This is a genomic window from Pseudomonas sp. GW821-FHT11G12 (genome assembly GCF_058808055.1).
Genome location: NZ_JBXARH010000004.1, coordinates 158,796 through 174,413 on the forward strand (window position 1 = coordinate 158,796; position 15,618 = coordinate 174,413).

The following is a 15,618-nucleotide window of genomic DNA, read 5'->3' on the forward strand; positions in this document are numbered from 1 at the left end:
AGATGATGCAGATTCTGGCCCTTGGCCGTGAAAGTGACCTTCAGGATTATGTTGCGTATTGCCGCGAACACGGCAGAGAAGTCGTCTGTTTCGTACCGCCCGCACTGCTGCAGAACGAAAAGAGCGCCTGGGAACAACAGTTGTCCGCCGCACTGGAGGCCGTCGGCGCCGGGCAACGGTTCGACCATGTCGTCTCATTCAACGACGGGTTCCAGGTTCAGGTGGATGTCCTCAAGCGCCTCTTCGGGCTGCCCGCGCGCGATCCGGACGCCATTTTCGCGCTGACAGACAAAGCGGCCTTCAAGTCGGTCCCCGCGACCGCCGATTTCATTTCACGCTATCTGTGCCTGCCTCAGGATGTGAGCGCACAGCAGGCATGGCAGCAGGTCGAGGCGTCGCTGAATCTGCCGGTCGTGCTCAAACCCTCCAACGGCTTCTACAGCGCCGGGGTGATCCGGGTCGATGACCAGGCCGCGTTCAACAAGGCGCTGACGCTGACCCGTCGGGTCTGCTCATTGATGACCAGCCAGCGTGGCGGCTCGCAGATCCTGATTGAAGAGTACATAGACGGTGAAGAGTTCTCGGTGGATGGCTATGTGCTGGATGGCGAAATCACTCCCCTGCTGCTGCACCATAAATACCCACGTCTGGAAGGCCCGACATTCCACGAAAACGCCCAGATTTCCAGACCGTTCGACATGCAGGCGGGTGAGCCTTTCCTGGTTGCGCTGCGCCGGATCATTGCGGCCGTCGGGCTGGATCAGTCGCCCTTCCACGCCGAGTTTCGCATCACGCCCGACCAACGGGTCTACATCCTGGAACTGGCCCCGAGAATTTCCGGTGGCGGCATCTCGTCCCGTTATCTGATGGACATCTGCCTCGGGCTGGATGTCTATGACGTCGACCTCAAACTGAATACGCCGCAACTGAAACTGGATCTGCCGCAGCGCCGAATCGGCCTGGAGTACGACTTCAGCGTCAAGAAAAGCGGCGTGCTGAAATCCATCGAAAAGACAGTCGCGCAATGCCGCGAAATGGGCGCCGGCACCATCATCCAGCACCGCAGCAACGGCGAGTTCGTCATGGCGCCTCCGGTGGCCCTGGAAACCGTGCTGACGGCCTTTTTCACCTGCGAATCCAAGGATCGCGCACTGCAGATTTTCGATTGGCTGGAAACCTGTGAAGTCGAGACACAAGCCTCATGAACCCGACCCTTCCCAACGATTGCTCATTGCCGCTGCTCGACACTCAGGTAGGTCTGTGGATCAGCGAACAGGTCAACCAGGCCGCCACCTCCCACAACATTCCGGTGCGTGTATCGATTGATGGCCCACTCGATATCCCTGCCTTGCAGCAAGCCATCAATTGGCTGGTACAGCGCCACGACAACCTGCGCGCGCGATTTGTACTGGAGGGAGAAACTCCCCGCCAAATCATTTCCGGCACCTTCGACGCCACCCTCGAGCACGTGGTGATCGCCGACGACGAGCGCGATACCCTTGCGGCGCGCATCGATGCGTTGCTGAAAAGGCCGATGGATATCAGCCGCGGTCCGCTGTTGCGTTGTGTGCTGCTGCGAACCGGGCCCGAGCAACATGTGTTGCTGTTAGTCATCCATCATCTGGTTTTCGATGGCAGCTCGATCGAGATTCTGTGGCGCGATCTGTTGGCCCGTTACACGGCAATCACCGGCGGGACCGATACAGCGTCCCCTCTGCCGCTGTCCTACAGCGAGTACGTGAATCGCCAAAAGACCACCACCCCATCGGATTCGCTGGGTTACTGGCTCACGGAACTGGCGGATCGCCCTGCCCCCCAGCGTTTCCCTTGTGCCAGGCCTGCCAGCGGACAACGCGCGCGCAAGGCCCGCGACGTGGTCAACACACTGACACCGACAACCACCGGGCAATTGCGGGCGTTGACCGGTCCCGGCACGTTCACACCGTTCATGGTCCACATGGCCGTCTGCGCGCTGCTGCTTCATCGGCACACCGGCGCCGAAGACATGATCTTTGGCATGCCGCTGTCCACCCGTGACAACGCCGACCAGAAAGACCTGACCGGATTGTTCGTCAACGTGGTTCCGCTGCGGCTGCGCCTGACGCGCGGCCTGTCGTTTTCCGGGCTGTTGCAGCATGTTCGGGCGCGAGTGCTGCGCGCCATGATGCATCGCCATCTGGCGTTTCACGAACTGGTCGGCCACCTGCGTCTGGGCCAGGAAGCCGGCTCGGGCGGGCTGTTCCGGATCTTTCTCAACCATGCCTCCGTACAACGGCTGCCCGTGCAGGTCGGCGATTGCACGTTCGAGCTGCTACCCAGCACCAACATCACCGCCGCCTTCGAAATGAACCTGGCAATCGTCGAGACCGACAGTGGCTTTGACACCGTGTTCGAGTTCGACGACATGCTTTTCACCCCCTCCGATGTCGCGGCACTCGCCGAAGACTACCAGCGGCTTCTGTCCGCCTCCCTGAGTGATCCGGGCGCCGCCGTCAGTGACTTGCTCGCGCCCGTGAAGCTCGCGTGCACCGGGGATGACATGCCACTCGCCCCTGGCCTGCCTGTACACCGCTGGTTTGAAGCACAGGTGCGCCGTGCTCCGGACGCTGTCGCACTGGTTTTCCAGGACACCCGTTTGAGCTACCGGGCACTCAATGTCCAGGCCAATCAGTTGGCCAGGCGATTGCGTGCTGCCGGTGTCAGCCGCAACGCACTGGTGGGCATCTGCATTGAGCGCAGCCCACAAATGGTCGTCGCCATTCTGGCGGTGCTCAAGGCCGGGGGTGCCTATCTGCCCATCGACCCGGACAATCCGGATGAGCGAATCCATTTCATCCTGCAAGACACGGCTGTTCGAACGGTACTGACCTCCCGTCATTTGCAGGATTGCTTCGAGGGTCAATCGGTGGAGTCGATCGCCGTGGAGGAGCCCGAACAATTCGCTGCGTTCGACTCGACGGACCCGCAATGGCACGTGGCGATGGACGATCTGGCGTATTGCATCTACACCTCGGGTTCCACGGGACGTCCCAAGGGCGCACTCAACTATCACCGGGGGTTTGCCAACCTGGTGCAATGGTATGTCCGCGACGGTTTGCAGATGTCTGTCGACGACAGGGTGATGCTCGCCAGTTCGATCGGTTTCGACCTCACCCAGAAGAACATTCTGGGTCCTTTGTGCGCCGGTGCATGCCTCATGATTCCAGCCCATTCGCCTGCCAATGCCGGCGGTTTCCTGAAGGCCCTCACGGCCTATCGCCCGACCTGGCTCAACTGCGCGCCGTCCGCGTTCCGGGCTTTTGCCGCCTCGCCCCGAACCGCCAGCCTGCGCACGCTGGTACTGGGTGGCGAACCGGTCGACCGCTCGCTGATCGAGCAATTGCGAGGCAGGCCGCTGACCCTGGTCAACTCTTACGGGCCGACCGAGTGTTCGGACGTTGCGACTTGGTGCAGGCAAGACCTGCAATCGACCGCAGTCGCTGCAGAAATGCCATTGGGCCAGGCCATTCCTGGTGTTCAGGTGTATGTGCTGGACGAACAACTGCATCTCGCCCCGGATGGCGTGGCTGGCGAAATCCATATCGCCGGGATCGGCGTCGGACAGGGTTACCTCAAACGTCCGGAGCTGACTGAGCAAAAGTTCATCGCGAATCCCTTCGGCCCTGTCGGCAGCCGGATGTACAAGACCGGCGACCTGGGACGCCGCCGCGCCGACGGCACACTTGAGTTCATCGGCCGTATCGATTTCCAGGTGAAGATTCGCGGGCACCGCATCGAACTGGGGGAAATCGAGAATCAACTGCTGGCCTGCGACGGGATCCGTGAAGCGGTGGTCATCGCTCTGGACATTTCCCCAGGCGAAAAACGGCTGGTGGCGTACCTCGTTTGCACCGACCAATACACGCTCGACCCCGAACGACTGAGCCGCACGCTGCGTCACGGCTTGCCCGACTACATGGTGCCCGACACCTGGATAGCGCTGCAGCGCCTGCCGCTGAACCTCAATGGCAAGGTCGACCGCAAGGCATTGCCGCCTCCGGACTGGCTGCAACGTGAAGAACCCGCCACGGCCCCCACCGAAACGTCGATCACCCGCCCGCCAGCGCCTCAGCGCTCATGGACCCTGGAGCTGCCTCGAACCGGTGTTTCGCCTTCCTCCCGGCCACGTCAGCGTGGTGTAGCCGCCTGGCGTATCGAGCCCTCAACGCTTGAGCCCATCGAACGCCTGGCCGCACACCATGGCACGACACTCGATATTGCGTTGATCGCGGCATTCAACACTTTGTTGTATCGCTACAGCCAACAGGACGAGATCTGCCTCGGTTACACCCCGATGCGTCGCCACCCTGGCAAAGCAGAAGGCGGTGTCGGCAACCTGGTCGATACACGGCTTCTGCGCACCCGCCTTCGCAGCGGACTCAGCCTTGCAGCGGTGGTGTCTCTGACAAGTGAAGCCCATGCACACGCCGAGCAGAATCCCGATGCGGATTTTGCAGGTGTGCTGGCAGAACTGGCCCGACAAGGTGATCGCCCGACCGTTGAACACCTGCCCGTCATGTTCGAACGAGGAGAATCCGATTCGCCCCGGCCTCAGAGCCTCGGCTGTGACCTGAAGCTGCTGGCACATTCAGCTCAGACAGCGCTCGAAGGCCGTCTGGAATACGACGCCAATCAATTCGACGTCGAGACGATGGCGCACCTGACGGGGCACTTCGAGGCCATCCTGAAAGCCCTCGCACACACTCCCGAGGCACCGATCGACACGTTGCCTCTGGCCCCGATGGACTGCCCTTCGCTATCGCTGACCCGAAATGCCACGGTACTCAGTGCCGCACAGCAATTGCCGGTGTTCCAGCGTTTTGAAGAACAGGTCCAACGAACCCCTGAGGCCACTGCGCTGATTTTTGAAGGGCAGGCATGGAGCTACGCGACCCTCAACCGTCAGGCCAACCAGTTGGCCTGGCACTTGCGCGCGCAAGGGGTGGGAGCGGAAACCGTCGTGGCGCTACTGGTTGAACGCGGCCCCCGGTTGATCAGCAGTCTGCTGGCCATTCTCAAGGCCGGAGGGGCTTATCTGCCGCTGGACTCGATGTATCCCGCGCAGCGGATCGCAACCATGCTGGATGACGCCGGAGTCGGGTTGATTCTCACCTGTGACGATCTGCGCGGACACTTGCCTGACAGTGCGCTGCCGACGATCTGCCTGGACCGGGATCGGGAGACCCTTCTAGGCCAGCCGTCGACCGATCCACAGATCGAGGTCGGTCAGCAACAGCTGGCTTACTGCCTGTTCACCTCAGGTTCGACGGGGCGTCCCAAAGGCGTGCAGATCGAACACCGGGCCCTGAGCAATCTGCTTGCGGCCATGCAGGCCGCACCGGGGCTGACGGCTTCGGACGTCTGGCTGAGCGTGACCTCGGCCGCCTTCGATATCTTTGCCGTTGAGGTCTATCTCCCGCTGATCAGCGGGGCCCGGATCCTGCTCGCCAGCAAGCAAGACACTTCTGATCCGATGGCCCTGGCGCGACTGGCCAACGAATACGGCGTAACAGTCCTGCAGGCGACACCCGCCACGTGGCGCATGTTGATCGACAGCCAGGTCGAGCTGACTCTGGACACCGCCATGAGTGGCGGTGAAGCCATGGACGATGCGCTGGCTGACGGCATGCGTACCTTCGCCCGCCGTGTCTGGAACCTCTATGGACCCACCGAAACCACCATCTACTCCAGTCGCGCGCACATCGTTGCCGGCCAGTCCCCCACCCTCGGCGGCCCCGTGGAAAATACTCGCCTGTATGTACTGGATCGCTATCTGAATCCGGTTCCAGTGGGCTGCACAGGGGAAATCCACATCGCTGGCGATGGCCTGGCGCGGGGCTACATCAATCGTCCTGACCTCACCGCAGAACGGTTCCTGCCCGACCCGTTCGGCCCGCCGGACAGTCGCATGTACCGCACGGGAGATCTGGCGCGCCAATTGCCCGATGGCCGCCTGATCTACCTCGACCGTATCGATTTCCAAGTGAAAATCCGTGGGTTGCGGATCGAACTGGGCGAGATCGAGGCCGCCTTGAGACGTTGTCCTTGCGTAAGGCAGGCGATCGTCACCGCGCACGGGGACGATCCCGCCACCCGTAAACTGGTTGCCTACGTCGTCCCGCGCCCTGGACAGACGCTGCAGCGTGATGCCCTGAAACTGCAGTTGCAACGCGTCATGCCGGACTACATGGTGCCGAGCGCCTGGGTGTTTCTGGAGCAATTGCCACTGAACGTCAGCGGCAAGATCGATCGCAGCCGCCTGCCCCCACCCACCTCGGGCGAGACGGTCAGCGTCGCCACCCAAACCGCCACCCAACATCGACTGGCCGCCATCTGGGTCCAGGTCCTGCAGGTCGAACAGGTGTCTGTGCACGACAACTTTTTCGCACTGGGCGGGAATTCGATGTTGGCGATTCGTTGTCTGGTGCGTATCAACCGCGAATTCGACCGCCAACTGTCCTTGCGCACGTTCTTCGATCACCAGACCGTCGAGGCGCTGAGCCGCTTCCTGGATCAGCAGAGCACCGTGAGCGATTCCCGTGAGGTCAAAATCACACGCTGGTTCGAGCAACCGGGCTTGCCCGACGTCTATGGATTCTCGGGCTGCGGGATGCATGGCATTGCCTATTTCCAGTTGGCCAGAGCACTGGCGTCAACGTGCAACTTCCATGCGCTGGAGCCCTTCGAGACCTACCGCGACGGCGAGCACCTGCTCGGCGTCCAGGAACTCGCCATCCGTTACGCGAACGTGATCCTCAACCGTGGGAGCGAGGAGCCGATCACGCTGTTGGGACACTCCTTCGGGGGCACGATCGCTTTTGAGACGGCACGCTTGCTGGAGCAGCAATCAAAAACCGTACGACTGATCCTGCTGGATGCCACATTGATCGACCCGCGAGTACTGGAAGAGCAGGCAGGACTGTGCGCACAACCGGATGCGCTTCCCGAATGGCTGGAATCCACCGAGGAAGATCCGGGCAGCCACGCATTGCAACATCAGTTACGAACCGCCGCTCATGAGCTCTACAGGCAGCATTGCCAGATTTTCGCCGGCTATGTACCCGACGGCAGGTTCAGTGGAAGGGTTGCCGTCTTTCTGGCGCAAGACGCCAACCTGCGGCAAAAACTGCGAGCGGGATTTGTGCGTGTCAGCCAGCAACTCCTGCTCCAGGTACCCGAGTTGCAGGATGTCCCCGGCGACCACATGTCCATGCTCACGACCCCGCAAGTCGAAACGCTCGGTGCGTTGATAAAGGAGGAACTGCAACCATCGCCGATCACACGGCCGGTTGAGCTGGACCGGGCATGACGGGCTTTACGACCTTGCTTGGGGAAGATTGTTGCATCGTCGAGGCCCGCGACCGCGCTATGTGGTCTGCGGGCCTGCTCGAAGCGGAACGCGGATTGACGGTCGGGATGAACCGGCAGCGCCTTCGCGAATACACTGCCGGGCGCAACTGCGCCCGCACAGCGCTCGTGCACCTCGGATTCCCGGGCCTGCCAATCGGCAAGGGCTCCGGGGGCGAACCGCTGTTCCCGCCCGGTGTCTGCGGAAGCATCTCGCACACCGACAACTACTGCGCGGCGGCCCTCGTCCTCAAGCGACACATCGCAGCCCTGGGCATTGATGCCCAGAGCAACCGACCGTTGGAGGCGCCGTTATATCGACGGGTGCTGGGCCGTTCTCCGACAAAAGACTTCGCGACACAAGGTTTCTGCGAAGGCACATTGCAGTTCAGCATCAAGGAGGCGTTCTACAAAGCCATCTTCTCCTTCTGCCAACGCCACGTGCGCGCCGGTGACCTGATCGTGGAACTGTTGGCCGAACCGGGACACTGCGCAATCCACAGCCTGGCGCCCGATCTGGAATCCTGCCTCGCCCCCTTCACGGTGGATGTTCGATACGCGTTTGATGAACAGCGTCTCTACAGCGCCGTCGCCTTGCGCGAGCGCTGAAACAAGACCGCAAGGTTCCGTCCTCAGGCTCAGCTAAGTTTCACTGGATACCTTCTCCCCCTGCGCACTTCCAGCGCTGCTCAGGAGAGGCATCCCACCCATGAAACCCGCCATAGCCGACTGGCTCAACAAAGTACCCGAAGTGACGCTGTCCTTCTGGGTGATCAAGATCCTGTCCACGACCGTGGGTGAAACCGGTGCCGACTTTCTGGCCGTCGATGCCGGTTTCGGCGCGGGCCCGACCAGCCTCGGCATGGCCGCGCTGCTGGCCATTGCGCTGTTCGGTCAATTGCGTACCAAAGCCTACACACCCTGGATCTACTGGCTGACCGTGGTGCTGGTGAGCATCGTCGGCACGCAGATCACCGACATCCTGACCGACATGCTGGACGTCAGCCTCTACACCAGCACCGCTGTGTTCTCCGTATTGCTGGTGGTGAATTTCCTGGTCTGGTACCGGACGGAACGCAGCCTGTCGATCCGCGAAATCGTCACCCCGCGTCGAGAACTGTTCTATTGGGCCACGGTGCTCTGCACCTTTGCCCTCGGCACGGCCGCCGGCGACCTGGCGACCGAAGCGCTGGGCCTGGGCTTCACCGTCGGCGCCGTCATCTTCGGTGCACTGATCGCCGCGACCTTCATTGCCTGGCGATTGGGCGGCAACACGGTGCTGACGTTCTGGATCGCCTACATCCTGACCCGCCCTTTCGGCGCGTCCCTCGGCGACTTGCTGACCCAGGCCAAAACCTACGGAGGCCTCGGCATGGGCGCGACCTGGACCAGCGCGATCTTCCTCTGCGTCATCGTCCTGCTGGTGACGGCCGCGCAGATCAGCACCGGCAATCGCAAAGCAATCACTGAATAAACCTTCAACTGTTCATCAAGGAATCGTCATGCGCCAGATTCAAAACCTCATTCGTCACGTCGCCATTGTCTCGTCCATCTGCCTGCTGAGCATTGCTGCCGGCTGCTCGAAACCGGCAGACAAGCCTGCTGCAAACGCCGCTGCGGGAGCAGTCAGCACACAAGGCCAGGCCTCCTCCAAACTGGGTGATCTGTCCGAGTTCCGCACGATTGCGGCCGATGTCGCCGCCCTCGTCGACAAAAACGATCTGCCCGGCGCCAAGACCCGGATCAAGGATCTGGAAACTGCCTGGGACTCGGCCGAAGCCGGGATCAAGCCGCGTGCCGCCGGGGACTGGCACATGCTGGACAAGGCTATCGACCGCTCGCTCGACACCTTGCGTGCCAGCGCCCCGCAGCAGAAAGACTGCAAGGCGCGGATGGACGAGTTGCTCAAAGCCTTTGACTCGCTGAAGGGCAACGCCTGATCCGGGCCGGACAAACCCTTGCACAGATGCTTCAATACAAGCGCGACGGCCCTGCCCGTCGCGCTATTTTTTGGGGAGCGGGTCATGCGGATATTACTGGTCGAAGACGATCCGATGATCGGCGATGCCATTCAGGGTGCGCTGAACGACGCCAGTTACGCCACTGACTGGGTGAAAAACGGGCTCACCGCACTGGCCACGCTGGACACCCAGCACTACGACCTGGTGTTGCTGGACCTCGGCTTGCCCGGCAAGGACGGACTGGACGTGCTCGACAGCATTCGCGCTCGCAACAACCCGGTGCCGTTGCTGATCATCACCGCCCGGGACGGTCTCGACGATCGCCTGCGTGGCCTCGATGGCGGCGCCGACGATTACTTGCTCAAACCTTTCGACATGGCCGAACTGCTGGCGCGGATGCGTGCAGTGTTGCGGCGCAAGGGTGGCAGCGCCCTGTCGTTGCTCGACAACGGCGTGGTGTCGCTGGACCTGGTGTCCAAACAAGCCACCACTGCGGAAAACGCGGAGGTGCAATTGTCCAGTCGCGAATTCGCCCTGTTGCAGGCCCTGTTGATCCGGCCGGGGGCGATCCTCTCGCGCAGTGAACTGGAAGACCGGCTCTATGGCTGGGGCAACGAAGTGGAAAGCAACGCGGTGGAGTTTCTGATTCACGCCCTGCGACGCAAACTCGGCAGTCACGTCATCAAGAACGTCAGGGGAATGGGATGGATGGTTTCAAAAGGCGCCTGAGGGATTCGGTGCAACTGCGGCTGTCGGTCACGCTGTCGCTGGCCATCCTGATCGTCGCGCTGCTGGCGGCGGTTTTCGCCTTCGTCTCGGCGCTGGACGAGGCCCACGAAATGCAGGACGAGTCCTTGCGCCAGGTGGCGGCGCTGTTCGACCGCCAGCAAATGACCCTGCACTACCCCGCCGCTCAGGCGGTAGATGACGACAACGAAGAATCCCGGGTCATCGTGCAATACCTGGCCGACGGCAGCCAAGCGGTCGGCAACGACGACGCCCTGCTGCCACTGCCCTTCCCCACGACCCTGTCCGATGGCCTGTCGACCTTGAAGGTGACCGATGAAGACTTCCGGGTGCTGGTCAAAACCACGGCCCGAGGCGAGCGCATCGTCGTCGCCCAGGAAACCGGCGTGCGCGACAAGGAGGCCCGCGAAAGCGCCTGGCGCAGTCTGCTGCCGTTTCTGATCCTGTTTCCGGTGCTGTTGCTGGTGGTCGGCGATCTGGTGCGCAAGATGTTCCGCCCCATCGCCATGCTCTCGGCCGATATCGACCAGCGTGACGAACAAGCCCTGCACCCGATTGACGAAAGCCATGTGCCGAGCGAGATCCGGCCGTTTGTGGTGGCCATCAACCGCCTGCTCGCCCGCGTCGCCCAGTCCGTGGACAACCAGCGGCGTTTCGTCGCCGATGCGGCCCACGAACTGCGCTCGCCCATGACCGCCCTGTCCCTGCAGGCCGAACGACTGGCCGCCACGGAAATGCCGGCAGCCGCCCGCGAACGCCTGTTGCCGTTGTCCCGAGGCATAGAGCGCAGCAGGAACCTGATCGATCAACTGCTGAGCCTGGCCGCCGCGCAGTCAAATTCCAGTGCAGCGCCGAGCACCGTTTCAGTCCTGCACATCTTTCGGCGGATTCTGGAAGACCTGCTGCCGCTGGCGGACCGCAAGAATATCGATATCGGCGTCGAAAGCAGCGAAGACGTGCAGGTCAGCATCAACGAAACCGACCTGCTGATCCTGATCCGCAACCTGGTGGACAACGCCATCCGCTACACCCCGCCCGGCGGGCGTATCGACCTCTCGGTCAAACAGGAGCAAGCGACGGTGATCCTGCAAGTCAGCGATACCGGCCCGGGGATTGCCGTGGAAGAACAGGCGCGTGTCTTCGACCCGTTCTATCGCAGCCTGGGCACCGATGAGTCGGGCTCGGGGCTGGGTTTGTCCATCGTCAAGGCGATCGCCGATCGCACGGGGCTCAAGGTTGATCTGGGGTTTACCGACGTCATCGAGAGCAGCGGTCTGTGTGTCACCGTCAGCATCGAGCAGCCCTGAGCCGTTTCCCGTCCTTACATTTCGACCTGCGTCCCCAACTCGATGACCCTGTTCAACGGTAACTTGAAGTACTTCAGGTTGCTGTTGGCATTCTTGAGCAGGAACGCGAACAGGTACTCGCGCCACTTGGCCATGCCGATGCGATTGGTCGGAATGACCGTTTCACGACTCAGGAAGTAGGTGGTGCGCATCGGGCTGAAATCCAGTTCGGCCAAGTGACAAAGGCTCAGCGCCAGCGGCACATCCGGCTCTTCGGTAAAGCCGAAATGCAGGTTCACCCGGAAGAAGCCATCGCCATAGGACTCGACTTCGAAACGACGATCCACCGGCACTCGCGGGCTGTCTTCGGACACAACGGTCAACAGCACCACCTGCTCGTGCAGCACCTGGTTATGCAACAGGTTGTGCAGCAGCGCGTGGGGAACCGCGTCGGCCCGCGCCGTCAGGAACACCGCCGTGCCCTGTACGCGATGAGGCGGTTGCGCACGAATGCTGCTGATGAACAACGGCAGCGGCAACGCGGTTTCATCCAGCCGCTCGACGATGATCTTGCGCCCGCGTTTCCAGGTGGTCATCAGGAAGAACAGACCGATACCGGCGATCACCGGGAACGCACCGCCCTGCAGGATCTTCGGCGCGTTGGCCGCGAAGTACAGGCTATCCACCAACAGAAAACCGAACAGCATCGGAATCGCCAGCCAGCGCGGCGTCTTCCACAGCAACAACACCACGGCGGCGGACAGGAGCGTGGTGATCAACATGGTGCCCGTCACCGCCACGCCATAAGCGGCAGCCAGGGCGCTGGAGGATTCGAAACCGATCACCAGCAGCACAACGCCGACCATCAACGCCCAGTTGACGGTGCCGATGTAGATCTGGCCCTGCTCCTGGCTTGAGGTGTGCTGGATGAACATGCGCGGAACGTAGCCCAGCTGGATGGCCTGGCGCGTCAGGGAGAACGCACCGGAAATCACCGCTTGCGAAGCAATGATCGTCGCCAGCGTGGAAAGCGCGACCATCGGCAGCAGCGCCCATTCCGGGGCCAGCAGATAGAACGGGTTACGCACCGCTTCCGGGTTGCCGAGGATCAATGCGCCCTGACCAAAGTAATTCAGGACCAGACCGGGCAGGACCAGCATGAACCAGGCACGGGCAATCGGTTTGCGACCGAAATGGCCCATGTCGGCGTACAAGGCTTCCGCACCGGTCAGCGACAGGACGACTGCGCCCAGAATCGCCACGCCCATGCCCGGATGGACCGTAAAGAAACGCACCGCCCAGATCGGGTTCAGCGCCTGCAACACCTCGGGGCGCTGCAAAATGCCGTAGACCCCGAGCGCGCCCAGCACCACGAACCACAGCACCATGACCGGGCCGAACAGCGTGCCGATTCGCGCCGTGCCGTGTTTCTGGATCAGAAACAGCGCCACCAGCACCACCACCGACAGCGGCACCACCCAGTGCTCGATGCCGTCGAACGCCAGCTCCAGCCCTTCGACCGCCGAGAGTACCGAGATCGCCGGGGTGATCATGCTGTCGCCGTAGAACAGCGCCGCACCGAACAGTCCGAGCAGCACCAGCACTTTGCTCATGTTCGGGTAAGGCGCCGACGCGCGACGGGCCAATGCCGTCAACGCCATGATGCCGCCCTCACCCTGGTTGTTGGCCCGCAGGATGAACAGCACGTACTTGATCGAGACCACCCAGATCAGCGACCAGAAAATCAGCGACAGAATGCCCAGCACACCGTCGTGATTGAGCTGCACGCCGTAGTGGCCGGAAAAGACTTCTTTGAGGGTGTAGAGGGGGCTGGTGCCGATATCCCCGTAAACCACACCGACAGCGGCCACCAGCATGGCTGCGCCTGAGGATTTGGACGGGGAATTTTCGTTGTTTTTACTCAAGGGTCGCGGCTCTCGAACGGCGGGAAGAAGTGGCATGCCATCCTTGGGCAATACGCTGACCGGGGCCTTCAGGCATACAAGGCTGCGGTGCGGTCAAAAAAACGCGGCCAGTATCGATGCGAACAAAATCCTCCACCGTAAAGAATGCGTAAAAAATCGATCCGCCCCAGACAAACCCGCATGCTTTTAAGGTCGGCTGATTGTTATGGCTGATGGCATAATCGCCAGCAGTTCATAACAGGGGCGCATCAATGTCCGTTGAAAGCTACGACCTGCTCGCAATCTTTTCGGCGGTGGCGCAAGAGCGCAGCTTCACCCGTGCGGCGGCGAAACTGGGCATGTCACAACCGGCCTTGAGCCGGGCGATGCGTCAACTGGAGGAGCGTCTAGGCGTGCGTTTGCTCGCGCGTACCACGCGCAGCGTCCTGCCGACCCAAGCGGGTGAGCATCTGTTGCGAGTGATTGCGCCCCGGTTCGAGGAGATCGATCACGAGTTGGCCTTGCTCAGCGAGTTTCGCGACAAACCGGCCGGCAAGTTGCGCATCACCGCTGGCGAGCATTCCGCAATCACGATCCTGCAACCCGTCCTCACACAGTTGATGCCTGACAACCCCGACCTGAATGTCGAGATCATCGTCGATTACGGCCTGACCGACATCGTCGCCGAAGGCTTCGACGCCGGCGTGCGGCTGGGCGAACAGGTGGCCAAGGACATGATCGCGATGCGCATCGGGCCGGACATGCGCATGGCAGTAGTCGGCTCCCCGGCGTACTTCGCCCGCCATCGCAAACCGCTGATTCCACCCGATCTCATGGAACACAACTGCATCACCCTGCGCATGCCGACCCATGGCAGCCTGCTGCTGTGGGAATTCGAGAAGGACGGGCAAGCCCTGAATGTGCGAGTCGAGGGGCAACTGGTGTTCAACAACATTGCCATGCGCCTGCAATCCGCGCTCCAGGGACTGGGGCTGGCCTACATGCCGGAAGACCTGGTGCAGGAGCATGTCGCGCAGGGCCGGCTGATTCGAGTACTTGCCGACTGGTGCGAGCCGTTTTCCGGCTATCACCTCTACTACCCCAGCCGACGCCAGAGCTCACCCGCCTTCACCCTGCTGCGTGATGCGTTGCGCTACGGAGGCTGATGCTGCTCAGGGTTGGGCCAGGTGTTTTTCCAGTGCTTCGCTGGCGCGCCCCGCCGCTTCGACTTCTCCGTGTTGGGTCAGCACCTGCGTCAACTGACGCAATTGCGCGCTGCTCAAGCCCACCCGCAGGCTGGCCGCGATATGCGAGCGCAACTGCGATTCGGCGCCGGGCGTAGCCGCCAGGGCTGAAACCGTGGCCAGTTCACGGCTTTGCCAGTCCAGGTTGTCGCGTTCGAAGATATCGCCGAACAAGTGCGTCTGCAGGAACTGGTTGATGACCGGCGCGAAGTCGAACAACGGCCCCTGAACCGGCGCCCCGGCGATACGGGTCTGATTGGCCTTGCCCACGGCCAGCAAGGCGTCGCCTGTCACCACGGCGTGACCGGGTTCGCGCCCAGGCTCATCGTGGAGGCCGCGTTGCTTGCGCGCCTCGACCACTTTCATCAATTCGCCCAGCGCATTGAGGCTGCGTGGAAAACCGGCGTAGGCATACAGCTGCACAAGGATTTCCTTTGCTTCGCTGACTGTCAGCCCTGCATCCAGTCCTTCATTCAAAGCCGTGTTGAGACGCGGCATGTTGCTGCTGGCCATGGCCGCGCCAATCGGCACGATCGCCTGCTGCCTCGCGGAGAGCACTTCGGAGACCGCGACTTCTGTCGGTGCTGCCGGCGGCACCGGCCGGTCTTCGGCGACTTTCTCCAGCCACTCCACATTCTTGCCGTTCACGGAGCCGGTCACCGCCAGATGGGTCATGGTGCTGTCAGGCGCAGCGCCATGCCAATGCTTGACGCCCGGCGGGCAGACGATCACATCGCCCGGGTGAATGTCCTGCACAGGCTTGCCCCACTCCTGGGTCTGCCCGACACCGGAAATCACCACCAATCGTTGACCGGCAGGATGGGTGTGCCAGGCCGAACGAGCGCCCGACTCGAAGGTTACGTAAGCGCCGGACGCATTGATTTCGCCCGTGTCGTTGAACAGTGGATCGACGCGCACCCGACCGGAGAAATAATCTTCAGGCCCCACGAATGAAGCCTGAGAACCTGCACGACGGATCTGCTGCGCGTTCAACGGCTCACTGCCGCCGCCCGCGACTTCAGCAGCGCTGGCAAAAGGTGTGGCCGCGCACATGGCGAGGCCCAACAAGGTTTTGTTCATGGATGGCTTC

General features: G+C 61.9%; 10 protein-coding genes. 8 read left to right on the forward strand and 2 right to left on the reverse strand.

Going from position 1 to position 15,618, the window contains the following annotated elements:
- The first annotated feature begins 5 nt into the window (after window positions 1-5).
- The 7 genes from AC1RR7_RS15000 to AC1RR7_RS15030 all read left to right on the forward strand — a co-directional run bounded on the left by AC1RR7_RS15000 (window position 6) and on the right by AC1RR7_RS15030 (window position 11,401).
- Window positions 6-1,205 carry an ATP-grasp domain-containing protein gene (locus AC1RR7_RS15000; protein ID WP_273541345.1) on the forward strand — a complete coding sequence of 400 codons (1,200 nt, stop codon included), beginning with the start codon at window positions 6-8 and terminating at the stop codon, window positions 1,203-1,205.
- Complete coding sequence (locus AC1RR7_RS15005) at window positions 1,202-7,348, forward strand: amino acid adenylation domain-containing protein (RefSeq protein ID WP_493157876.1); 6,147 nt, start codon at window positions 1,202-1,204, stop codon at window positions 7,346-7,348. The genes AC1RR7_RS15000 and AC1RR7_RS15005 overlap by 4 nt, the downstream gene beginning before the upstream one ends.
- On the forward strand, window positions 7,345-7,995 hold the full coding sequence (locus AC1RR7_RS15010; protein WP_493157877.1) for a 4'-phosphopantetheinyl transferase family protein: 651 nt from the start codon (window positions 7,345-7,347) through the stop codon (window positions 7,993-7,995). The genes AC1RR7_RS15005 and AC1RR7_RS15010 overlap by 4 nt, the downstream gene beginning before the upstream one ends.
- 100 nt (window positions 7,996-8,095) lie before the next feature.
- Entirely contained in the window at window positions 8,096-8,860 is a 765-nt protein-coding gene (locus AC1RR7_RS15015) for a COG4705 family protein (RefSeq protein ID WP_096820633.1), read from the forward strand.
- A gap of 28 nt (window positions 8,861-8,888) precedes the next feature.
- On the forward strand, window positions 8,889-9,326 hold the full coding sequence (locus AC1RR7_RS15020; RefSeq protein WP_493157878.1) for a hypothetical protein: 438 nt from the start codon (window positions 8,889-8,891) through the stop codon (window positions 9,324-9,326).
- A gap of 84 nt (window positions 9,327-9,410) precedes the next feature.
- Window positions 9,411-10,076 carry a response regulator gene (locus AC1RR7_RS15025; protein WP_096820631.1) on the forward strand — a complete coding sequence of 222 codons (666 nt, stop codon included), beginning with the start codon at window positions 9,411-9,413 and terminating at the stop codon, window positions 10,074-10,076.
- Window positions 10,052-11,401: an ATP-binding protein gene (locus AC1RR7_RS15030; RefSeq protein ID WP_493157879.1), complete on the forward strand. Its 1,350-nt coding sequence runs from the start codon at window positions 10,052-10,054 to the stop codon at window positions 11,399-11,401. Before AC1RR7_RS15025 ends, AC1RR7_RS15030 begins: the two co-directional genes overlap by 25 nt.
- 14 nt (window positions 11,402-11,415) lie before the next feature.
- Here AC1RR7_RS15030 and AC1RR7_RS15035 read toward each other — a convergent pair whose 3' ends face one another.
- Window positions 11,416-13,341 carry a potassium transporter Kup gene (locus AC1RR7_RS15035; RefSeq protein ID WP_371858328.1) on the reverse strand — a complete coding sequence of 642 codons (1,926 nt, stop codon included), beginning with the start codon at window positions 13,339-13,341 and terminating at the stop codon, window positions 11,416-11,418.
- Window positions 13,342-13,556: 215 nt separating this feature from the next.
- On the opposite strand from AC1RR7_RS15035, the gene AC1RR7_RS15040 reads away from it, so the two are divergent.
- The gene (locus tag AC1RR7_RS15040; RefSeq protein ID WP_273538315.1) at window positions 13,557-14,450 is read left to right on the forward strand and encodes a LysR family transcriptional regulator; all 894 of its coding nucleotides are present in this window, start codon (window positions 13,557-13,559) and stop codon (window positions 14,448-14,450) included.
- A gap of 6 nt (window positions 14,451-14,456) precedes the next feature.
- Here AC1RR7_RS15040 and AC1RR7_RS15045 read toward each other — a convergent pair whose 3' ends face one another.
- Complete coding sequence (locus AC1RR7_RS15045) at window positions 14,457-15,608, reverse strand: (R)-mandelonitrile lyase (protein ID WP_493157880.1); 1,152 nt, start codon at window positions 15,606-15,608, stop codon at window positions 14,457-14,459.
- Window positions 15,609-15,618 lie beyond the last annotated feature (10 nt).